This window comes from Pseudoalteromonas luteoviolacea, from assembly GCF_001696455.1.
GTDB lineage: Bacteria > Pseudomonadota > Gammaproteobacteria > Enterobacterales > Alteromonadaceae > Pseudoalteromonas > Pseudoalteromonas luteoviolacea_C.
The window spans coordinates 203,429-224,447 of the sequence record NZ_MAUJ01000001.1 but is presented as its reverse complement, the minus strand read 5'-3'; the positions used below and the strand labels follow the sequence as shown (position 1 = coordinate 224,447).

Annotated in this window: 19 protein-coding genes; 6 read left to right on the top strand and 13 right to left on the bottom strand. The window is 42.6% G+C overall.

The features are described 5' to 3' along the window. Positions 1–75: 75 nt before the first annotated feature. From A7985_RS00990 to A7985_RS00980, 3 genes are all read right to left on the bottom strand, one after another. A complete protein-coding gene (locus tag A7985_RS00990) occupies positions 76–681 on the bottom strand; it encodes a porin family protein (protein WP_065788586.1) in 606 nt (201 codons plus the stop codon). 416 nt (positions 682–1,097) lie between these two features. Beyond that, positions 1,098–2,429 (bottom strand): dihydroorotase, encoded by a 1,332-nt coding sequence (locus A7985_RS00985; protein WP_065788585.1) that lies wholly within the window; start codon positions 2,427–2,429, stop codon positions 1,098–1,100. Positions 2,430–2,498: 69 nt separating this feature from the next. Further along, positions 2,499–2,984, bottom strand: a complete 486-nt coding sequence (locus tag A7985_RS00980) for a Fur family transcriptional regulator (RefSeq protein ID WP_065788584.1) — start codon at positions 2,982–2,984, stop codon at positions 2,499–2,501. A 167-nt stretch (positions 2,985–3,151) separates the two neighbouring features. Between A7985_RS00980 and A7985_RS00975 the strand changes: the two genes are divergently transcribed. Beyond that, positions 3,152–4,525: an alkaline phosphatase PhoX gene (locus A7985_RS00975; protein WP_065788583.1), complete on the top strand. Its 1,374-nt coding sequence runs from the start codon at positions 3,152–3,154 to the stop codon at positions 4,523–4,525. A 39-nt stretch (positions 4,526–4,564) separates the two neighbouring features. Here A7985_RS00975 and A7985_RS00970 read toward each other — a convergent pair whose 3' ends face one another. From A7985_RS00970 to A7985_RS00950, 5 genes are all read right to left on the bottom strand, one after another. Further along, a complete protein-coding gene (locus A7985_RS00970) occupies positions 4,565–5,851 on the bottom strand; it encodes a cytochrome P450 (protein ID WP_065788582.1) in 1,287 nt (428 codons plus the stop codon). A gap of 38 nt (positions 5,852–5,889) precedes the next feature. Further along, the gene (locus tag A7985_RS00965; RefSeq protein WP_065788581.1) at positions 5,890–6,639 is read right to left on the bottom strand and encodes a class I SAM-dependent methyltransferase; all 750 of its coding nucleotides are present in this window, start codon (positions 6,637–6,639) and stop codon (positions 5,890–5,892) included. Positions 6,640–6,853: 214 nt separating this feature from the next. Beyond that, a complete protein-coding gene (locus tag A7985_RS00960; protein WP_065788580.1) occupies positions 6,854–7,375 on the bottom strand; it encodes a hypothetical protein in 522 nt (173 codons plus the stop codon). 231 nt (positions 7,376–7,606) lie between these two features. Continuing rightward, positions 7,607–8,611: a protease SohB gene (sohB, locus tag A7985_RS00955; RefSeq protein ID WP_065788579.1), complete on the bottom strand. Its 1,005-nt coding sequence runs from the start codon at positions 8,609–8,611 to the stop codon at positions 7,607–7,609. Positions 8,612–8,701: 90 nt separating this feature from the next. Further along, positions 8,702–11,155, bottom strand: a complete 2,454-nt coding sequence (locus tag A7985_RS00950; RefSeq protein WP_065788578.1) for a VolA/Pla-1 family phospholipase — start codon at positions 11,153–11,155, stop codon at positions 8,702–8,704. A 250-nt stretch (positions 11,156–11,405) separates the two neighbouring features. Here A7985_RS00950 and A7985_RS00945 point away from each other — a divergent pair, with 250 nt between their 5' ends. Then, positions 11,406–12,149 (top strand): YciK family oxidoreductase, encoded by a 744-nt coding sequence (locus A7985_RS00945; protein WP_065788577.1) that lies wholly within the window; start codon positions 11,406–11,408, stop codon positions 12,147–12,149. 61 nt (positions 12,150–12,210) lie between these two features. Here A7985_RS00945 and rluB read toward each other — a convergent pair whose 3' ends face one another. The 5 genes from rluB to rnm are packed head-to-tail and all read right to left on the bottom strand — an operon-like array spanning position 12,211 to position 15,982. Next, a complete protein-coding gene (rluB, locus tag A7985_RS00940; protein WP_065788576.1) occupies positions 12,211–13,071 on the bottom strand; it encodes a 23S rRNA pseudouridine(2605) synthase RluB in 861 nt (286 codons plus the stop codon). After that, complete coding sequence (gene scpB / locus A7985_RS00935; protein ID WP_065788575.1) at positions 13,068–13,655, bottom strand: SMC-Scp complex subunit ScpB; 588 nt, start codon at positions 13,653–13,655, stop codon at positions 13,068–13,070. The genes rluB and scpB overlap by 4 nt, the downstream gene beginning before the upstream one ends. A 56-nt stretch (positions 13,656–13,711) precedes the next feature. After that, a complete protein-coding gene (locus A7985_RS00930) occupies positions 13,712–14,509 on the bottom strand; it encodes a segregation and condensation protein A (protein WP_065788574.1) in 798 nt (265 codons plus the stop codon). A gap of 2 nt (positions 14,510–14,511) precedes the next feature. After that, complete coding sequence (locus tag A7985_RS00925; protein ID WP_065788573.1) at positions 14,512–15,132, bottom strand: L-threonylcarbamoyladenylate synthase; 621 nt, start codon at positions 15,130–15,132, stop codon at positions 14,512–14,514. 1 nt (position 15,133) lies between these two features. Beyond that, entirely contained in the window at positions 15,134–15,982 is an 849-nt protein-coding gene (gene rnm / locus A7985_RS00920; RefSeq protein ID WP_065788572.1) for an RNase RNM, read from the bottom strand. Positions 15,983–16,491: 509 nt separating this feature from the next. Between rnm and A7985_RS00915 the strand changes: the two genes are divergently transcribed. The 4 genes from A7985_RS00915 to trpCF are packed head-to-tail and all read left to right on the top strand — an operon-like array spanning position 16,492 to position 21,016. Then, entirely contained in the window at positions 16,492–18,072 is a 1,581-nt protein-coding gene (locus A7985_RS00915) for an anthranilate synthase component 1 (RefSeq protein WP_065788571.1), read from the top strand. After that, positions 18,062–18,646, top strand: a complete 585-nt coding sequence (locus A7985_RS00910; RefSeq protein WP_063374943.1) for an aminodeoxychorismate/anthranilate synthase component II — start codon at positions 18,062–18,064, stop codon at positions 18,644–18,646. The genes A7985_RS00915 and A7985_RS00910 overlap by 11 nt, the downstream gene beginning before the upstream one ends. 8 nt (positions 18,647–18,654) lie before the next feature. After that, positions 18,655–19,659 carry an anthranilate phosphoribosyltransferase gene (gene trpD, locus A7985_RS00905; RefSeq protein WP_065788570.1) on the top strand — a complete coding sequence of 335 codons (1,005 nt, stop codon included), beginning with the start codon at positions 18,655–18,657 and terminating at the stop codon, positions 19,657–19,659. Next, positions 19,652–21,016, top strand: coding sequence for a bifunctional indole-3-glycerol-phosphate synthase TrpC/phosphoribosylanthranilate isomerase TrpF (gene trpCF, locus A7985_RS00900; protein WP_065788569.1), 1,365 nt, complete (start codon positions 19,652–19,654; stop codon positions 21,014–21,016). Before trpD ends, trpCF begins: the two co-directional genes overlap by 8 nt. Positions 21,017–21,019: the final 3 nt, after the last annotated feature.

The following is a 21,019-nucleotide window of genomic DNA, read 5'->3' as shown; positions in this document are numbered from 1 at the left end:
ACGCTGCTTAATTCAACGAAACGAGAAATGAGGTTACTCAATTAATATGTAACCCCTCATAAGAATTGAAATTGCTTAAAATGAGTAAGTAACACCCAATGTTGTGCTATCCCAACGGTAAGAAACTTCAGGTCGGCCCACATCAAAATCAGGTAATCTTTGATGGTCTAAAAATACAGCAAACTGATCATTAAACGCATAACTAATACCAATACCATAGCTAAGCCCACTCACATCTTTATATATTTTTGCCGCACGATAGCCTTGAAACACATCATCAATATAGGTGCCTGCCACTGTAGCAATTTTGAGCTCTGTATCAGTGTACCCCAGCATACCATAAACCTTAAAGTCATCTGTAAAATAATAGGCTGCTTTGGCTGATAGTGAGATCTGATAGTTTATATCTTCCTTATAATCATAGCTTTCAATAAAAATGGAATTATCGTAGCCCGAAATCCCCTTGCCATAGCGCGATTCAACTGAGAAATACTTATTGAATTGGTAGCCACCGACAAACCCCGCCACCTTAAAATCGCGGTCATTTGAGAAAATAGAAATAGATTGAGAGTTATAGAAAGCACCAGTATAGAATCCGTTATCGCTTTCATCGTTGGCTTGAACAACAGAAGCAAAAAAAGTACTTAGGCTTAAGATCGATAATGGAAGTATTTTATTCATTTAAATTCCTTTTATCCCACAGTTTTAAATTGTAGGTTTATTTTGTTAAAATCGAAAAGGATTTAACCATAAAAACAAAAACGCCTTTGTAAAAAAATGTAAGATAAAATTAAAATACAAACAAAAACCAACTAAAAAACCATCAATAATATAAAAGACACCAACAATATTAAAATATTAATTTTCAAAAAATAACACATCATAAAGTTGATTATTTTCAATAACGCCTGTCGATTTTAATGAAAATCGTTTACTTCGGTTGCGCAAAAAGTAAAACTCTCATTCGGGTAAAAATGAGTCAGTTAGGCGTCTGATTACTTTAAGCCTTAAAACGAAGGGAAAATAAGAAGTTTTATAAAACTGACAAGTAAGGGACTCAGTAGGCGGCAGCAATGATGCTACCACCTTGAAGTTGGTTAAGATCTATCAAATACCAGTGGCATTGCATTGTCAGCCACATCTATCACTTCTCCATCACGGTAGACACACTCACCATTTACAAACGTGTAGCGTATTTGATGCGAGAATTGATGACCAACAAATGGAGACCACTGGCAGTGATAGCGCGTATTGTCATGCCTAACAACCTCACCAGCCTTGGCACTCACGACGGTTAAATCAGCAAAGAATCCTTCTCTGACAAATCCACGCTCTTTTACTTTGTATCGCTTTGCAGGATTATGCGCGGTTTTCTCCACAATCTGAGGCAAAGTCATATTACCTTGCTGAACTTGGTCAAATAAAGTCAGCAGAGCGTGTTGTACCAAAGGCAAACCGGCTGGTGCTTTAGCAAAGGCCTGCTGCTTTTCTTCCCATGTGTGTGGCGCGTGGTCAGTGGCAATAATATCTAGTCTGCCGCTAGTCAATGCTTCAATTAACGCCAGTCTATCTGACTCTGCTTTAATCGCAGGATTACACTTGATTAAATTACCTAAACGGTCGTAATCCGTTTGGTTAAACCACAAATGGTGTACACAAGCTTCTGCGGTAATTTGTTTGCCATCTATTGGTCCCGGCTCAAAAAGATCCATCTCTTTTGCAGTTGTAATATGCAGTACATGTAGCTGTGTACCATACTTTTTGGCAAGTTCTACAGCATATGAAGATGACTGATAGCATGCGTTAGCATCTCTGATCACAGGATGATCTTGTATTGTTAGCTCTTTGCCACCCAATGTTGCTAAATTGCTTGCTATCACATCCCCTTTTTCACAATGGGTCGCAATAAGTACTGGGCATTCCCTGAAAATGGCCTCTAGTGCACTCGGGTGTTCTACCAGTAAATCTCCTGTAGATGCTCCCATAAACACTTTCACACCGCAGACTAAACTAGGATCACAGGCTTTGATCTCATCTAAGTTGTCCGGCGTTGCCCCCAAGTAAAATGAGTAGTTTGCCGCAGAAGTGCGCGCTGCGATTTGATGTTTATTCATGACCGCGAGTTGATCTGTTGTTGCAGGGCTTACGTTTGGCATTTCCATGTAACTGGTAATGCCACCAGCTACCGCTGCGCGAGATTCACTCCCAATGGTCCCTTTCCAGTCTAATCCAGGCTCTCTGAAGTGCACTTGGTCATCGATCATCCCTGGTAGTAAAAAGTCACCCTTTAAATCTATAATTTGCTCTATCCCTGTGGCTTTAATGTCTGGAGCGATTTTATCAATCCTCTTGCCAACGATGCGCACATCGCGCTGTTCAACCTTGCCCTCATTAACTAGTTGCGCATTTTTAATAAGAATATTCGCCATGGATACTTCACCTTTAAACAGTGTTAATAAATCTGAATTACGATCGGGTATATGCTTTGCTGCAAGGCACTACGCACTCAACCCTTTTAATGAATCACCAGTCTGTGCTTGGCAACTTTTGCAGACCCCCTGAAACTCAAACTGTGGCGAATTGAGTTGATAGCCACATTCTTGGATCTGCTGAGATAATTGCGTCATCAATTGGCTAGACATGTGTACTTCATCAACTCTTTGGCAGACAGAACAAATCAAAAATTGATTGTGTGGATGGGGTTTATGGCAATCAATATGGGAGCAACAAATATACTTATTGACCGTATTTAGTTTGTGAACTAGGTCAGCTGCCACCAACAAGTCTAATACCCGATAGATTGACACTGCAGGGAGCGTTAGCGCTAAGTGCTCTTTACAATATTGTGCCAATTCATAGGGTGATAAAGCTTGCTCTGCCATCATAAGGCCTTTGAAAATCGCCACTCTTTTATCTGTGGCCTTGATCCCTGCATGATTAAAAACGTCGATTAAATAATCATTGCTAATACTTTTTTGACACATATTGCCCCGATGATGTCGCAATTGAATTTGTTATATTATAACATCTCACAAAATATCTATCTATCGCAATAATTTTCCCGTCAAATTTAGTGCGTAAGATAAAACCACAAACTGGTGTGTAAAAATAAGTCATGTATAAGCATCAGCAAATCTCAGGGGTATCTAGCATGGTCTCTAGAAGACAATTCACAAAAGGCTCGGCCGCACTCGCATTTTTGGGTTTAAATAACAGCCTACTTGGCTGCTCTCAAAAAAAACCGTTGAATAAAACACCAACCAGCTCAGGTTATGGGCCGCTCATTTCGGACCCAAACGGTTTGTTAGATTTACCCGCAGGTTTTAGTTATGAAGTAATTTCGTCTTTAAATGACCCAATGGACGATGGGCTTGTTGTACCAGACAACGCCGATGGGATGGGCTGTATCGGATTAGATAATCATCGCGTTGCACTTGTTAGAAACCACGAGTTGAGCCCTAAACACCTCAAATCAGCTGCGCCAGAAATCACCCTGCATCAAAGTAAAAAAGCTTTTGATACAAACAAGCAAGGTGTTGCATTACCCGGTGGCACAACCACGATTGTATATGACCTACAGAAACAAAAAATAGAACAGCAATATTACAGCCTAGTGGGGACTATAAGAAACTGTGCAGGCGGCACAACACCTTGGGGGACGTGGTTGACATGTGAGGAAACAGTACGCACGCCTGATGACGAAATATCTAAAAGCCATGGATACATATTTGAAGTCCCAACAGACAAAATCGGTTTGTGTGATCCTGTGCCACTAGTAGATATGGGTAGATTTAACCATGAAGCCGCGGCTGTTGATCCAAGGACAGGTATCATATACCTGACAGAAGATAGAAACGACAGCCTATTTTACCGATTTATACCTAACCAGAAAGGCAAGTTGACAGCGGGTGGCACCCTTCAAGCCCTTGTATTAAAGCATGCCAGCAAACTTGACACCCGTAATTGGCATCACAAAACAATGCCTGTGTCTCAATGGTACGAGGTAAGCTGGATTACTTTAGACAATCCTCAGAGTCCAAATGATGACCTTCGTGTTCGGGGACATGAAAAAGGCGCTGCGCTGTTTGCGAGAGGCGAAGGCATTCATTTTGGCAACAACGAGCTATATTTTTGCTGTACTAATGGGGGTGAAAAAGAACTAGGCCAAATCATGCGCTATCAACCATCAGCCTATGAAGGTACCGAAGATGAAGCAAAACATCCGGGGCAGTTACAACTATTTTTAGAAAGCACTGATAAGTCACTGTACAATTTCGGCGATAATTTAACAGTTACCCCACAGGGCCACCTATTAGTGTGTGAAGATCAATATACCGCTATCACAAAAAATCATTTGCGTGGCGTATCACCAGAAGGCGCAGTTTACCCATTTGGTAAACTCAATGCCCAAACAGAGCTTGCGGGTGCGTGCTTCTCTCCAGATGGCTCCACTTTATTCGTGAACATCTACTCTCCGACAAAAACACTGGCGATCCGTGGCAACTGGACGAATTACAAAGCGTAGTCGCGTTTCCATGTTAGCCAATGGTCCAAATACCCTTGGCTAAGATCTTATTTTCAATAAAAGTGACTGCTTGTCTCCCAATACAGAATCAAACATGCGCATGGCTTCTATTTGGTACGAGTCACATAATTGAGCATCAAAATGCTTAAGCCAAATCTCTGCCGTACTTGCCATCATGTGATTTGCAAAAGCGCTGCCGGGGCATTTTGCGTTTCCTACCCCATAAACGAATAATGACGGGCCCTTACTATTTTTTATAGGGCTGATAGCTTTGCAAAACCGTGTTGGGTCAAACTTGTTTGGCTCACTAAAGTTCAGTTCATCTTGATGGTGTAGTTGTGAAATGAAACCCAACCAATGACCCTTTGGCACGACAAATTTTTTACCATCTGTCTCTTTAATCACGATATTAGATTCTACTAACCTATAAATGGGCTTATTCCCACGTAACCTAAGCACCTCTTTGATTAGAGGCAACATATCAAAATTAAGGTTTGCTCTAATTTCATTGGCATAGTTGCTATGTTGAACCAGTATTCGATAAAACGATTGCATCGCAGGTAGGATGTTTGACAGTGAACCCCATAAAAAATATAGCAATACCTTTGCTTTATCCTCTTGATTTAACACTGGGCTGCTAAACAATCCAATGTTTAATGATTGTATAAGTGGTGTTTGAGCTTCTGCGAGGACTTGCTCAAACCTTAAAAGTAGCTTTTCTTTGGCGAAGTGCATTCTATTTGAATCTTCAGTGTCATCAGTTGCGCTTGGTGACAAGCTTTCGCTAAAGCTAAAATATTCAGCAATGGCCTCGTTTTTTGCTAAAGGTTCACCAAAAAGTGCGTACATGCTCGCCTTTACCATGGTATTGAGTTGTAGCTTAGCTAACTCAACTTCACAATATTCCTGTGCCTTTAAATTGTGCTCGGCAAATTGCTGACATTCAAAATCGAGTCTTTCATTGTAACGTGCCTGTGTATTTGCTAGCTTTTTCCCTTTTAATGCGAGTACAAAGTCTCGATTCATTTGGGCAATCTGTTGCTCATCGCAAAATACATTTTCAATTTCAAATTTGCTCCTAACCTCCACAAGTTCAGGATTAATATTCATCTTATTTTTTGCCACGGTTTCGCTGAATAGGTCTGACTCCTGAACTAACGTGATTTTTGGCCCACCAAAAATAGACAATGTGAATACATTTCCAAATTGAGCCACACACGATTTTATATAATCAACCAAGCTTAAACCGTTCAGTTGACTCACGTCAGTCAATGCGACATGCACTGGTTGCTCAATACCATTTTGTTTTTTTTCAAGTAGATCCACAACACTCCTCCATGACTTATAGCAACTTTGTTGGAGCACTAAGCGGCTAAGCTTTTTTCCGCAATGACAAAAATTTGTGCCGAAGTACTGGTTAAAGCTGATCCCGACCAATCGCCAAACCACTCTAAAGGCACTAAACCACACATTTCTAACATGTTAGTTAATTCAGAGGCACTGTAGAGGCGCACCTTAAACTCGTAGCTGTATTCGTCACCTTCTATTTTAAGCGCACGATTGGTTGTTAATATTTTACTGACTGGGTCGTAATGCGAATTCAAGTCTTTAAATTGACGCACAATACCATTTTCGCAGGCCTTTACTGCCGCAGACTCACCATTGAGAACATTTAACAGCAGACGTCCACCTGGTTTAAGTGCTGATGACATTTCTTGCATCACTTTCAAGTTAGTTTTATCGTCAAAGTAACCAAACGAACTAAAAACGTTAAAAATTCTGTCATACTTTTCTTTAAACCTGAGCTCACGCATATCCCCCTGCATAAAATTAACAGAGAGACCAGCGTCTTTTGCATACTGATGAGCTTGCTCAATAAACGCGGCATTATAATCTAATGCGTCTATTTCAAATCCTTGCTCTGCTAATAGTTTTGCGTGACGCCCAGTGCCACAGGGAATATCGAGTATATTCATGCCCTTTTCTAAAGCGAGAAAGCGATGAATTTGCTTCGCTTGTTGCTGATTTAACATGAGGTCAAAAGACGCACTTTCTAAATGGCCTGTAATTAAAGGATTAAAAGCTCGCTCGTAATTAAAAAGAAATTCTGACAAATCCTATCACCTCATATATTTATCATTAAAACCAGTAAAAGGCTGTACACGCTATAGTACAGCCTTCATACGCTTACTTATTGTTAGGTGAATGTCTGTCAACACAACAAATAACACATCCGCAGAATCTTGCGCCGTTGTTACTCTCCAGATTTTTATTTACAAGTGAATTGATGATTTTTGCTTTATTCATAATTTCTCCAAATAGTTTTTGTTAGTATTTTCTAAGGTTTTTAAGGTTTTGCTCTGAGTATACTTCTGGATATTCCTGATACCACTTGAGCAAAGTTTTTTCACCCAATACATCATAAACGTAAGAATATTGGGCTTCTAACTCGGCTTTGCGCGCACTTACAAACGAGCTTTGCGCGTTCTCATAGTCTCTTTTCATTTTTTCTTTTTCACTTAACGTCGTGGGACTATGATGCAGAAACTCTCCGAAAAATTGACGACAAAAAGCGTCATAATCTTGAGTAAATAGAATAAAGGTGTGCCACATTTCATCGATGACTAAAATTTCTTTATGCACATATATTTCCGGACCAGATTCCTGTGAGGCACTGTACATTAACCACAGTAACTTTTTCATCTCTTCGAAAATGGCTGCGGACTCATCTCTAGACACGTCGAATGATTCTGTAAACTTATCAATCACATGCTCATTTTGGTAAGTCATTACTTGTGAATATTGCTGTCGACTCTCTATCGAATTAGAGAAATTATGTAGTTGATCCATGCTACTCTATTATATAACTCATTGTCCTAGTTGATTTATACTATCAACCCAGAGACACAGCAAAAACCGTTATAAATGACAGTATAAAAAGTAATTAGTATTAGAGGGATTTAATAAGCCTTTGAGCTTAATTTTATAGTAAGGAGGGCTATAATAAAAAAGGCCCAATCGCATAAACAATCGGGCCAATTTATATTTGAAAATATCGTCTTAAAAAAGATTAATGTAGTTTTAGAACTTATTACTTTGCAATCGAGACAATACTTTTATACCTAGCTTTTCTGCTGCAACGCTCAGACCAATGCCCAAACGTTCCGCAAGCGCTTTTTTAGCTTTGTATTTGACTTTATACAGCTGGTGCGTGTTGTTTAGCTCTAGCAAAATATCATCGCTGGTCTTAATTTCGTCTACTAGCTCAAACTCTTTTGCATGGGTTGCAAACCAGTGTTCACCAGTTGCCACTTTGTCGATATCTAAGCTTGGCCTGTGTTCAGCCACAAACTGTTTAAACAAGGTGTGTGTATGTTCTATTTCACTTTTAAACTTTTCACGTCCTTGATCTGTGTTTTCACCAAACATTGTCAATGTACGCTTATACTGTCCTGCTGTAATTTGCTCAAATTCAACATCATTCTTTTTCAGGATTTTATTGAAGTTTGGTAGCTGAGCAAGAACACCTATTGAGCCCACCACTGCAAAAGGAGCGGCGACTATCTTATCTGCTACACACGCCATCATATAGCCACCACTTGCTGCAACCTTATCGACACACACAGTCAAAGGTAAGCCTGATTGTTTAAGCCTAATCAGCTGCGAAGCCGCTAATCCATAACCGTGTACCACGCCACCACCACTTTCTAAGTTGACCAATACTTGATCTTTTTCTTTGTTAGCGATAGTCAAGATTGCGGTGATTTCTTCACGCAAACTCGACACTTCATGTGCATCAAGACTACCAGAAAAGTCAATCACAAACGTTTGGCCTTGAGGCTTTTCCTCAGAAGCTTTCTTGCTTTCTTTTAAATGCGCTTTTAACTCTTTTTTATCCAAAGTTTGGTGTAAAAATGATTCTTTTGCTTGCGCTAGTTCTTCCGAAAGATCCTTGATTTCGATCTCTCCAGATTTACTCTTTGGCTTTTGACTCGCCCCCACTATCAAAACCACAATAGCACCAATTGCAACAACAACCGTTATAGCCTTCGCTAGGAACAACCCATATTCAAACAAAAATGCCAATGTAATCTCCTGATGTCATTCTTTAAATCAAACTATATTACAAAAAAAAAGCCGCTCACTAGCGGCTTTTCAATCTTGTCTTAAATAAGCTTACTTTGCAATAACTGTTGTATCAGTAATTGGTAAAGATAAACCTTTAGAAGCGAGATAAGTTGCAACCTGAGTTTGCATCTCAAGGCTTGCTTGAGCGTGTCCCTGAGCTGTACCGCCAGTATTTTCATCAAAGGATGGTGTTAGCAGCGAGCTGTGGTGGCCCTGCGAGAAGTTCACGACATAACGCCCAGGTGTACCATCAGTTGACAGTTTTGATTCAGTTACAGTCTCTAAGCCCATAAATGCAGCAAGCGGCGTACTACCACCTAGCGGGTTACGTGCCGCAGTATTTGGTGGAATCACTTGGTCAGCTTTATTATCGCCTTCACCACCAACCACAACGCTCATATACATTGGTGTATTTACCGCCCTAACTAACGGAGCGTAGTTAAGTGGATCAGCACTATCTAATACCGTTTGGGATGCATATGCGAATTGATTGACCGTCGCGTCAATCACCGCCAACGAAGCTGTATCTTCTTCAGCTTGCAACGTCGCTGTGAATGTATTGTATGCACAAATTGTAAAACGGCTTGGGTCTTGTGCAAATTCACTACAATCTGAAACAGCGCCGGTATTTCTATAGTCGTTAAACTTCTTAGAAACGGCTAAATCAGACGCACCGAGGAGTACCGATGCCTTAACGACAGGACCAAATGACGCAGATTCAACCAAGAAGTTTGCAATGCCAGCTCCACCGCTTGATAGTGCCGAAGCGCCCACTTTAAAGAGTGGTTCAGCTGGTTTTAACACATCCTCTTCAAACGGTAGATTAGCGTGCGCAATAAAGCTCGGAGCGACAATAGAACCTAATGATTGACCCACAAAACTAACGTCGTTCGTATTGAAAAGTAAAGGCACTTGCGAGGCCGCATTAATAGCGTGTAAGCCTAAACGAAGTGCTAGTAAGTCAGCTGTAGATTGACGCAGGTTATCTCTTGCAACAAGTAACGACTGCAGGTTCATATAATGCAGCACACTCTTAGTGGTTGCATTGAAATCTTCTACACCATCATCATCAGCGTCAATGCCGCGTTCACCATGTAATGGGTGGTCAATAGCCACTGTCGCGAAACCAGCTTGAGTTAATGCTAGCGTCAGGCCCAGCATATCTTCTTTTTTACTGGTAATACCGTGTTGCATAATAACAACCGGCCACCCCGTTTCTGGACGATTGGTCTCAATCATTGGCATTGTGATTTGAACTGGCGCATTTGCTACACCAAACTGCTTTGGAATTGGGTTGTACTTGGTTAAGAATTTTTGCTTATCAAGCCCCAAATCACGTAACTGACCATTTGATAACGCGCTACACAGAGCATCGTTAGACTCAGGGTCGGTGACCGGAGGAAGCTCTCCAGCAGCAGCTTTGACGGCTGCCAAAGCGACACCGTTATCACACTGCGCTTCCCAATATGTGTCCGCTAAAGCCGTCGGTTCAGCGCTTTTTGGTGGTGACAAATACATAGGTAACTGAACACTACCCTTTAGGTATCTCACACCTTGAGCCAAAGCAAGCACTTGATCCGAAACAGGAATTTGCAGCGCTGTAAAAATGTCAGCGACAGACGTCACACCTTGTTCAGGCACAGTGACCATTGGCTGTCTTTCGGTACCAATGGTTGACGCTAAAATCTTTTTAATTGAACCAACAACGGCACCCGTAGATTGCGTCGTCATTGCAGCCGTATATACGATGTCTGATGCACCAATAGACTCACTTGCTACCAAAGCTTGCTCATAGCTGCGGATCACCGCTTGTAGTGATTTTTGGGCATCTGTTACTAACGGCGCTTCTTGACGTAGCAAAGTATATGTTGAAGAAGGAGATAAACTGCGACCACCATCTACATTATCTTTAATACCGGTTGTTAAAACCGTGATATAGGTCGTATTCGTTTTGAATGGTTTCACAGGAATAACATTGATGTTTTTACCATCTGCGCTCAGCTGAGAAACGAAATCACCTGTAGGACCAAAAGTAAGCTCGCTCACTACCTTACATGCTAATGCTGCAGAGAAGCCTGCACACGCTTCAGTTTCTGGATCGGCACCCATCACGACTTCGAATATACGCACAGAGCCCGGAGTCGCCACAGAGGCTGCATCAATCGCAACATTTGCTGGTGTGTCTAACGCAATCTGGTATGGCATTTGTGTTGACCACCCGTCAAGACCACCAATCGCTAGAGATGGATCCGCATAGCCGGCTTTTGAAACCAAAGGCATCGACTCTGAGTCGAGTTCTCCTGGAATATTCAGTGTGCCATCTTGCGTGCCACTAAATAGGATGTCATTTGGTATGGAAATAACGCCGTTGGAAGGATCAAACTTAACCGATGCAACAGGGGTTACAGGTTTAGTATCTTGTTTTACATCTTCTAGCGTTTCACCGCCACCACAGCCCGCTAATGCGGCTGAAACAGCAAGTGGTAGTATCAGTTTCTTCATTATATTGGCTCCGACATAATTTTATTATTATTGTTTCTCGGTCGAGTCTTACCTCTGCCTTAAGATGTAAGCACCCATAAGCCGCCGAGAATAATTCGTTAAAACTATGTAATTTTGCTTTTAATAAGACATTAGACCAGTTTAACTTAACGCAAAGTGTAGCCTTTCGCCACTCCTATTTGCAATAAATTCGATAACTTGCGTCATGACTATGATAAAATATAGCAAATGTATTTGTTAGAGGTCCAATATGCACACATATGATGCAGCTAGCAACGCGCTAGAAAATAAGGTGATTTTAGTCACTGGGGCGGGTGACGGTATTGGCCGTGTTGCCGCAATAAATTATGCGAAACATGGCGCAACAGTTATTCTTCTGGGTAAAACCACCAGTAAATTAGAAGCTGTTTACGACGAAATTGTGGCAGCTGGTTATCCACAACCTGCTATCGTCCCATTGGACCTCAAAGGTGCAACTAAACAGCATTATCGCGACCTCGCAGCTACCATAGAGCAGCAGTTCGGCAAATTGGATGGTTTGTTAAATAACGCATCTATTCTAGGCACTATGGGACCACTTGAGCATTTCTGTGTATCGACCTTCGAAAATGTTATGAAAGTCAATGTAACCGGGCAAGCGATGATCACACGTTTCCTATTCCCTGTTATGCGCAAAGCACCTAAAGCATCAATCATATTCACCTCCTCCGGTGTTGGTAGGCAAGGCCGTGAATTTTGGGGTGCGTACGCTATTTCTAAATTTGCGACAGAAGGCATGATGCAAACATGGGCCGCTGAAGTGGGTAAAACGAATATTCGGGTTAACTGTATTAATCCTGGCGCAACACGTACAAGTATGCGTGCAACCGCCTTTCCTGGCGAAGATGCAGACACACTAAAAACTGCACAGGACTTAATGCCAACTTACTTATATTTAATGTCTGATGACTCTGCAGATGTGAATGGCCAGTCAATAGACGCACAACCTAAGTAATCACCGATTATTAGAATCAAAAAAGGGCGCCAAAGCGCCCTTTTTATTGTGTTAACCCATTCTAGCGACGTTTATTTTGCTTGAGTCGCTGATTGTGTTTATGAACAGCTTTTCTGATGCGATTTACTTTAGCACGTTTATCTTTGCGCTTTTCAGGCATCACAGAGAGCTTTGTTTGTGTTTCAGGGCGCAGACTGACTGATTTACGCAGATAGTTAACATCTTCAAGCTTCAGCTCTTCCCAGCCCCCCTGAGGAAGGCGTTTATTCAATTCCAACTTCCCATAACGAACACGGATCAGCCTCGATACTTCAACCTCTTGAGACTGCCATAAACGACGCACTTCACGGTTACGCCCTTCCGTTAGTGTTACGTTGAACCACTTATTGATCCCCTCTCCACCACGAGGCTTGATTGACAAGAACTTGGCAGGGCCATCTTCTAGTTCAACACCCTGTGTTAGCGTTTTAAGCGTTTGATTCGTTACTTCGCCAAATACGCGAGCAGAATACTCTCTTTCAACCTCATATTTAGGGTGCATTAAACGATTAGCCAGCTCACCGTCATTCGTAAATAACAGTAGACCCGACGTATTGATGTCTAATCGACCAATCGCTATCCAGCGGTCGCCCTCTAAACGCGGTAACCTATCAAAAACTGTGCGTCTGCCCTCTGGATCTTTACGTGTACACAACTCACCCTCTGGTTTGTGATACATCAACACACGGCAGATGCGCTCTTCTTTTTGCTCAATCTTAACAACGTGCCCATCAACACGGATCACCGCATTTTCTTCAACACGGTCGCCCAACTTTGCCACCTTGCCATCGACACTAACTCGGTTAGATTCAATGTACTTTTCCATTTCACGACGCGAGCCAACGCCCGCACGTGCTAATACTTTTTGTAGCTTTTCACTCATTCTGATGGTTCTCTCACAGAAGGATCATTTAACATCTGATCTAACTTCTCACTTTGTAGTTCAGGCAGTTTTGGTAAACCATCTAAACTATTCAGCGAAAAGTAGTCTAAAAATAACTTGGTGGTCGCATACAGCGCAGGTTTGCCTGGCACCTCTTTATGCCCAACCACTTTTATCCACTGACGCTCAAGTAAGCTCTTCATAATATTAGAACTCACTGTAACACCCCTGACTTGTTCAATTTCGCCACGAGTGATAGGCTGCCGATAGGCAATTAACGCCAGTGTTTCGAGCGTTGCTCGAGAGTATTTCGGTGCCTTTTCTTGCCATAACATATTGAGCCAAGGGCTTAAGCTTGGGCAAGCCTGAAATCGATATCCAGTACCTACTTCAACTAATTTTATGCCCCGAGTTTGGTAATGTTCCGAAATGGTTTCTATTGCCTGCTGTAAACGTCGGTCAGACACACTGATGTCTTGCAACACAGTTTCTTTCATGTGCTTTTTAGACAGTGGTTTATCTGCCACAAATATGGCCGCTTCAACCAGTTCGACCAATTGTTCGTCACTTACTCGGCGTGTCATGTCACAGTATTTTTCATAAGGCTAGTAGAAAGCGCGGTATTATGACAGAGAGCGCATTACTCTTGTAGTTTTAATGACAAATAAATTGCACTGCCGATATTCACCTGCACGATAGAGATAAGTTGCTCTTTTAAAAGCTCCAACATAGCAATAAAAGTTACTACAACACCACTTCTCCCCTCATTGATACTAAACAAAGCGCTAAACTCCACAGGGTTCGGGTTTTCGCTCAAGTATTGCAGTATCATAGACATTCGCTCTCGAGTCGACAAAGCCTCTGCGCTAATTTGGTGATGTTCAAATTTTTTGGCACGGGCCATGACTTCGCTCATCGCTAACAATAGCTCCCTGAGTTCAACGTCTGGCAACGTGTCCGCATTATCATTCGCGTCTTCAATTAATGCGCGGGCAATAAAGATATCTCGATCAACGCGCGGGATCTTATCTAAGTTTTCAGCGGCTTGTTTAAACTGCTCATACTCTTGTAAGCGTCTAACCAGCTCTGCGCGCGGATCTTCCTCTTCTTCTAACTCTTCATGCTTTGGCAATAGCAAGCGTGATTTTATTTGTGCCAGTAACGCCGCCATCACTAAATACTCACCGGCAAGCTCTAACTGCATCTCTTGCATCATTTCAACATAGCTCACATATTGCTGCGTAATACTCAGTATTGGTAACTCCAATATGTCGAGCTTGTGCCTTTTGATAAGATACAAAAGCAAATCAAGCGGGCCTTCAAAGCTCTCAAGAATAACCTGTAAGGCATCGGGTGGAATATAAAGGTCTTCCGGCTTTTCTAAAACGGCCTCCCCCTTCAAAAAAGCCAGCGGTGTTTGCTGTTGTTGCTCAGTCATGCTTATTCAAATGGTGATACATCACCACAACCGTGACGTAAGATCTCAATGCTGTCATCAGACATATCAATCACCGTGGTAGCCTGCTCAACCAAATAACCGCCATGTACAATGAGATCCACATGCTTTTCAAGTTGCATACGAATATCGTCTGGGTCTGACTCTGTAAATTGTTCACCCGGTAAAATCAAAGAGCAGGACATTAGCGGCTCATTTAACTCTTCTAAGATTGCGCAAGTTATCGGGTGCTCAGTCACTCGGATCCCAATGGTTTTTTTCTTATCATTGAGCAAGCGGCGAGGTACCTCTTTAGTACCTTTAAGAATAAATGTATAGGGGCCCGGTGTGTTGTTCTTGATCATTCTGAACATTTGATTATCGACTCTTGCATAAGTAGATAGCTCAGACAGATCACGACACATCAAGGTAAAATTATGGTGCTTTTCTATCCCTCTAATTCGCTCAATTCGCTCTTTGGCTTGTTTGTTGCCTAGGCTGCAACCTATGGCATAGCCGGAATCAGTTGGGTAAACCACCACACCGCCTTTTTGAATAATTTCGACAGCCTGTCGTACTAAACGTGCTTGTGGGTTATCTGGGTGAATATGAAAAAATTGACTCATGCTAACATTCCTCTGTGGCTCCCCAAAACTGCCATACACCTTGGCAATCTTTTGGTAAGTATAGGTTTCTTCCTAGATCCAACCAACTTGTTGGATAATGAAAATCAGAGCCTTGACTTGCAAGAAGGTGATACTCACGAGACAACTGCCCTAAAAACTGTCTTTCACTTGGGGCCTGTTGCGGCTGAGCCACTTCCATCGCCTTGCCCCCAGATGCACTAAACTCATCCAATAATTTGCGCAGCCATTTATTAGACATCTGATAGCGCCCGGGGTGCGCAAGTACCGCAACACCACCAGCACTATGAATTGCCTCAATTGCTTCAGCCATGGTGCACCAGCAACTGGGAACATAGCCCGTTTTGTTGCGTGCTAGAAATTTTTTAAATACCCCTTGGATGTTTTTGGCAACACCGCGCTCGACTAGAGCTTTAGCGAAGTGTGCGCGGGTTATTTCAGCGCCCTTAGCCAAGTCGAGTGCCTGCGCGTAAATGCCCTCATAACCTCGCTTTTCAAGTCTGGCACCGATTTCTTTTGCACGCTCACGTCGTTTATTTTGCTGTGTCTTTAGTAACGTGAGAAGTGGTGTGGATTCAATATCAATGTTTAAGCCAACAATGTGAATCTCAAAGCTTTCCCATTTCGTTGAAATCTCAACCCCATTGATCAATCTCAGGTCAAGATTTTGCTCAGCAATATATTGCTGAGCAACGGGAATACCGGCGACGGTATCGTGATCCGTCAAAGCAAGTACATCAACGCCTTTTTCTGTTGCGCGCTCTATAAGGTCTGCCACATCTAAACGCCCATCAGAAAAAGTACTATGACTGTGTAAGTCATATTTAATCAAAATTTAATCCTCTAAAAACAAACGCTCGCAGTATATCACGAGGAGAATTTCACGTACGTTTTAATTTACTTAAAAAGTCGCAGTTAACGAGGCGAATACAACATAATCACTAGGTCAATATTCGTATAGTTCAACATAATTTAATGCTATTGGTTATTTTTTGATGTTTGTACTTGACAGTTTGTACCAGAGTAAGGTTTACTGTACCTACTTAAATCGGAATAACGAAAACTTTACAAATGAATCTAACACAAAAAACAAAAATCGTTTGGTGGTGGCACTCGTAACTGCGGGTGTGATTCGTTATGTCTGACGACTTATAAACCCGCGCTGAGCTCGCGGGTTTTTTTATGGAATTTTTATAATGATTAACAATTTTTGCAACAATTCATCTACAAAATCTTGGTGGTGGTGCCTGAATTAGCGGGAAGGCATTGTTGTAACTAAATACACACCCCCCGCAAGTAAAAATACTTCGGGGGGTTTTTTGTACTAAAGAGGAATGAGGTTTGATTTTTAGTCATATAACTACAACACCGGGTGAGGTGACAAGTATAAGGCAGCGGCGTGATTATATCGCAAGCCCTCTGTCTTTATACGCGGCCCTCAATAAGCCCAATTCGCTGTTACTGGAGTCAGCTGAAATTGATTCCAAGGACAATGTAAAAAGCATTATCTTAGCGGATGCTGCATTGAGAATTGAGTGTAACGGACTGGAAGTAAAAGTACGTGCACTCTCTAACAATGGTGAACAGTTACTAAATTATCTCGCAGATAAAGTAGAAAACTGTACTGTTGTTAAAGAATATGCAGTGCTAACGCTCACGTATAATGCGCAGGATCTTAGTTTGGATGAGTACAGTAAATTAAAAGCAGATAATGCTTTTAGTGCTCTGAGAACTTGTGTTGATTCTATAAAACGTAACTCAGACACGCCGTTTTCGGTATTTTTAGGTGGCGTATTTGCCTACGATATGGTGGCAAACTTCGAATCCTTACCGGAAGTGCCTGATGGCAAAAATGACTGTCCTGATTATGTCTTTTATCTCGCTGAAACAATGGTATTGATAGATCATCAAGCAAAAACCACCGAGCTTATCGGTAATGTTTTTAACGGCCCAGATGTTCATGCCAATTGTTTTGAGGTAGGCAGACAACTTGAAGAGCTAAATCGTCAGTGCGACGAATATGTCTCTTACAAAGAAGGACCTGAAGATTCCGAACATGAAGTGCATGTGGATATCTCAGATGATGTGTTTAAAGCGCAAGTGACGCAACTGAAGAAAAACATCGTCGATGGCGATATTTTCCAAGTTGTCCCCTCTCGCACTTTCTCACTACCTTGCCCTAGACCCCTTGCGGCATACAAACACCTAAAGAAACAAAATCCAAGTCCATATATGTTCTATATGCGCGATGAAAAGTTTGTTCTATTTGGTGCATCGCCAGAGTCGGCATTGAAGTACTGTGAAGAAAGTAACCAAGTGGAGGTTTACCCTATAGCGGGTACTCGTCCTCGCGGAAAATTTGCGGATGGCACCATTAACCCAGACTTAGATAGCCGTATTGAGCTTGAATTACGTGACGACAAAAAAGAGCGCGCTGAGCATTTAATGCTTGTGGACTTAGCACGCAATGATGTAGCGCGAATAAGCGTCCCAGGTACGCGCCACGCTAAAGAGCTATTAAAAGTAGACCGTTATTCACAAGTAATGCACTTAGTGTCTCGCGTAGTTGGTCAACTTAAGCCAGACCTAGATGCACTTCACGCTTACCAAGCTTGTATGAATATGGGCACGTTGGTTGGCGCACCTAAGGTAAAGGCAGCACAGTTAGTTCGCGATACAGAAAAACAACGTCGTGGCAGCTACGGGGGGGCCGTTGGCTACCTCACTGGAGACGGTGCGATGGATACCTGTATTGTGATCCGTTCAGCCTTTGTGAAAAACGATACGGCTTATGTACAAGCGGGTGCTGGTGTTGTATTCGACTCAGATCCTCAAGCTGAAGCAGACGAAACAAAAGCAAAAGCACGCGCAGTGATCAAAGCCATTCAGTCCAGCTATCAAGGAGTGGGTCATGACGCCTAAAGTATATTTTTTAGATAACTTTGACTCATTCAGCTACAACCTTGTTGATGAGTTGTCTCAGCTGGGCAGTGAACTCGTCGTTTACCGGAACCACATTGATGCTCGCACCATCTACGACAAAATGTGTAATGAAACTGCGCCTATTGTCTTGGTATTATCGCCCGGTCCAGGTAAGCCAAGCGAAGCTGGTTGCTTGCTAGAACTGATAGATCTCTGTAAAGGCAAATTTCCAATGCTTGGCATCTGTTTAGGTCAGCAGGCGCTTACACAAAGCTATGGCGGCACAATTGGCCATGCTGGCGAAACTGTACATGGTAAATCTTCATATATTGATGTTGAAGAACACCCTGTTTTTGCCGGCCTAGGTAAGCGATTCCCAGTGGCAAGATATCACTCACTGATGGCAACCAGCGTACCTGACACACTCAAAGTGATTGCGAAATACCAAGATATCCCAATGGCTGTATACCATACAACAGACAAGGTTATCGGGTATCAATTCCACCCTGAGTCTATTTTAACACCAGATGGTGCCAAGCTACTTAAGCAAAGCATCGACTATTTGACCTGCTAGGAGGCAACATGGAAAGTTTAAATCAATTGATTGACCAACAGTCGCTAAGCTTTGAACAAACAACCGAGTTATTTAGCCAAGTAATGCAAGGCCAGCTTTCTGAAGTGGAGCTCACAGCTGCGCTGATTGCTTTGAAAATCAAAGGGGAAACTGCGGCTGAGATTGCAGGTGCTGCAAAGGCGATGCGCGATCATGCTGTTGCTTTTGATAATAAAGGCTTAGATTGTGCAGATAGCTGCGGTACGGGTGGCGATGGCACTAATACCATCAACGTCAGTACTACGGCTGCCATCGTAGCAGCGGCTTGCGGCATCCCGATGGTTAAACACGGCAACCGCAGTGTTTCCAGTAAATCTGGTTCGGCTGATTTGCTTCGTACATTAGGTATCAATTTAGAGATGACACCAGAGCAAGGCGCCAACTGCCTTGAAAAAACCAACTTTGCCTTTTTGTTTGCCCCGCTCTATCACAGTGGCGTAAAGCATGCGATGCCAGTACGTACCAAGCTTAAAACACGTACCCTTTTCAATATTCTGGGCCCACTGGCAAACCCAGCTAAACCGGATATTCAGCTACTCGGGGTATACGATCCAGCACTTTGCCGTCCTATGGCTGAAACGCTGCAAATGCTGGGTACCAAGCGTGCAATGGTTGTTCATGGCGCTGGCTGTGATGAAATTGCATTACACGGTACAACACAGGTTACTGAACTTAAAGACAATGAAATCAAAGAGTATACGTTAACGCCAGCGGATTTCGGTTTAGACAACTACTCGTTGGAGGACATTGCGGGTGATACACCTGAGTATAATGCACAGGCAACTCGAGACATTTTAAGTGGTAACGGTAAACCTGCACATAACGCTGCAATCGCTGCAAATGTCAGTGCTTTACTTGTTATGTCGGGTAAAGCAGCTGACCTAAAGTCTGCTACCAAGCAAGTGCTTGAGGTGCTGGCATCTGGTCGCTGTGAAGAAACTTTAACGGCCATTGCGGAGGTAAGTCATGGCTAACGTGTTAGAAAAGATTGTCGCTGACAAACGTGTGGAGCTCGAAGCGCGTAAACAGATGCTACCGCTAAGCGAGTTTAAAGATCAAGTAACACCCACTGAGCGTGATTTTTACGGCGAAATGTCAAAGTCTGGCACACAGTTTATTCTGGAGTGTAAAAAAGCCTCTCCTTCAAAGGGCTTGATCAGAGAAACCTTCGATCTCGATGAGATCACAGCCGTCTATGCACAATATGCCACCTGCATTAGTGTATTGACTGACGAGAAGTACTTTCAAGGAAGTTATGATTATCTGAGTTACGTTCGTACAAAGGTCAATCAACCTCTTATTTGTAAAGACTTCTTTATTGATGAATACCAAGTGTATTTAGCACGTTTGAAAGGTGGCGATGCCATCTTGCTCATGCTCTCGGTATTAGATGATGCAACTTACAATGAACTTGCCGATTTAGCGCATTCGTTAAATATGGCCGTACTCACAGAAGTGAGCAACGAAGAAGAAGTTCATCGTGCACTCCAGTTAAATGCCAAGCTGATTGGTATCAATAACCGCAATCTAAGAGATTTGAGTACAGTTCTTGCGACAACAGAGCATCTGCGCACCTTAATCCCAGAAGATAAAACCGTTATCTCTGAGTCTGGCATTTATACGCACAATGATGTTAAACGCCTCACGCCACACTGCAATGGCTTTTTGGTCGGCAGTTCTTTGATGGCAGAAGAAGACTTAGAAGGCGCATGTCGTAAGCTTATCTTAGGTGAAAATAAAGTCTGTGGATTGACGCGTGTAGATGATGCTTTATCAGCCTATGACGCAGGTGCTGTTTACGGTGGATTAATTTTCTACCCTAAATCACCGAGATACGTCGATTTTGATTGCGCTCGCGCTGTCGTTGATAGCGCGCCACTGAAATATGTGGGTGTCTTTGTCGATGCACCCGCTGAGCAAATCGTTGAATATGCACAAAGCCTACGCCTAAGTGTAGTGCAATTGCATGGCCACGAAACACAAGAGTTTATCACCAACCTTCGCAAGCAATTACCAGTAAATTGTCAGATATGGAAAGCACAGGGCATTGTCGATGAGTTCCCTGCGCCTTTTGATGAAGTAGACAAACATCTTTACGACACCAAGACTGCAAGCGCATTTGGTGGTACGGGTAAAGTATTTAATTGGCAACTACTTAAAAGTGCGAAAAAGCCATTTATGCTCGCAGGCGGGCTAAATGCAGACAATGTCAGTGACGCATCCTACTTGGGTGCTGCTGGATTTGACCTTAACTCAGGGGTAGAAACGAGCCCCGGCAAAAAGTGTCCAGAAAAATTACGTGATGCTTTCAACAATATTCGAAAATACTGAGGT

What these genes read in the sequence shown, in the direction of transcription:
- A7985_RS00910 (WP_063374943.1), top strand. Translation starts at nt 18,062, where the DNA reads ATGACGCCTAAAGTATATTTTTTAGATAACTTTGACTCATTCAGCTAC.
- A7985_RS00930 (WP_065788574.1), bottom strand. Translation starts at nt 14,509, where the DNA reads ATGACTGAGCAACAACAGCAAACACCGCTGGCTTTTTTGAAGGGGGAG.
- A7985_RS00985 (WP_065788585.1), bottom strand. Translation starts at nt 2,429, where the DNA reads ATGGCGAATATTCTTATTAAAAATGCGCAACTAGTTAATGAGGGCAAG.
- A7985_RS00960 (WP_065788580.1), bottom strand. Translation starts at nt 7,375, where the DNA reads ATGGATCAACTACATAATTTCTCTAATTCGATAGAGAGTCGACAGCAA.
- A7985_RS00975 (WP_065788583.1), top strand. Translation starts at nt 3,152, where the DNA reads ATGGTCTCTAGAAGACAATTCACAAAAGGCTCGGCCGCACTCGCATTT.
- trpCF (WP_065788569.1), top strand. Translation starts at nt 19,652, where the DNA reads ATGGCTAACGTGTTAGAAAAGATTGTCGCTGACAAACGTGTGGAGCTC.
- A7985_RS00945 (WP_065788577.1), top strand. Translation starts at nt 11,406, where the DNA reads ATGCACACATATGATGCAGCTAGCAACGCGCTAGAAAATAAGGTGATT.
- A7985_RS00950 (WP_065788578.1), bottom strand. Translation starts at nt 11,155, where the DNA reads ATGAAGAAACTGATACTACCACTTGCTGTTTCAGCCGCATTAGCGGGC.
- A7985_RS00980 (WP_065788584.1), bottom strand. Translation starts at nt 2,984, where the DNA reads ATGTGTCAAAAAAGTATTAGCAATGATTATTTAATCGACGTTTTTAAT.
- scpB (WP_065788575.1), bottom strand. Translation starts at nt 13,655, where the DNA reads ATGACACGCCGAGTAAGTGACGAACAATTGGTCGAACTGGTTGAAGCG.
- trpD (WP_065788570.1), top strand. Translation starts at nt 18,655, where the DNA reads ATGGAAAGTTTAAATCAATTGATTGACCAACAGTCGCTAAGCTTTGAA.
- A7985_RS00925 (WP_065788573.1), bottom strand. Translation starts at nt 15,132, where the DNA reads ATGAGTCAATTTTTTCATATTCACCCAGATAACCCACAAGCACGTTTA.
- A7985_RS00990 (WP_065788586.1), bottom strand. Translation starts at nt 681, where the DNA reads ATGAATAAAATACTTCCATTATCGATCTTAAGCCTAAGTACTTTTTTT.
- rluB (WP_065788576.1), bottom strand. Translation starts at nt 13,071, where the DNA reads ATGAGTGAAAAGCTACAAAAAGTATTAGCACGTGCGGGCGTTGGCTCG.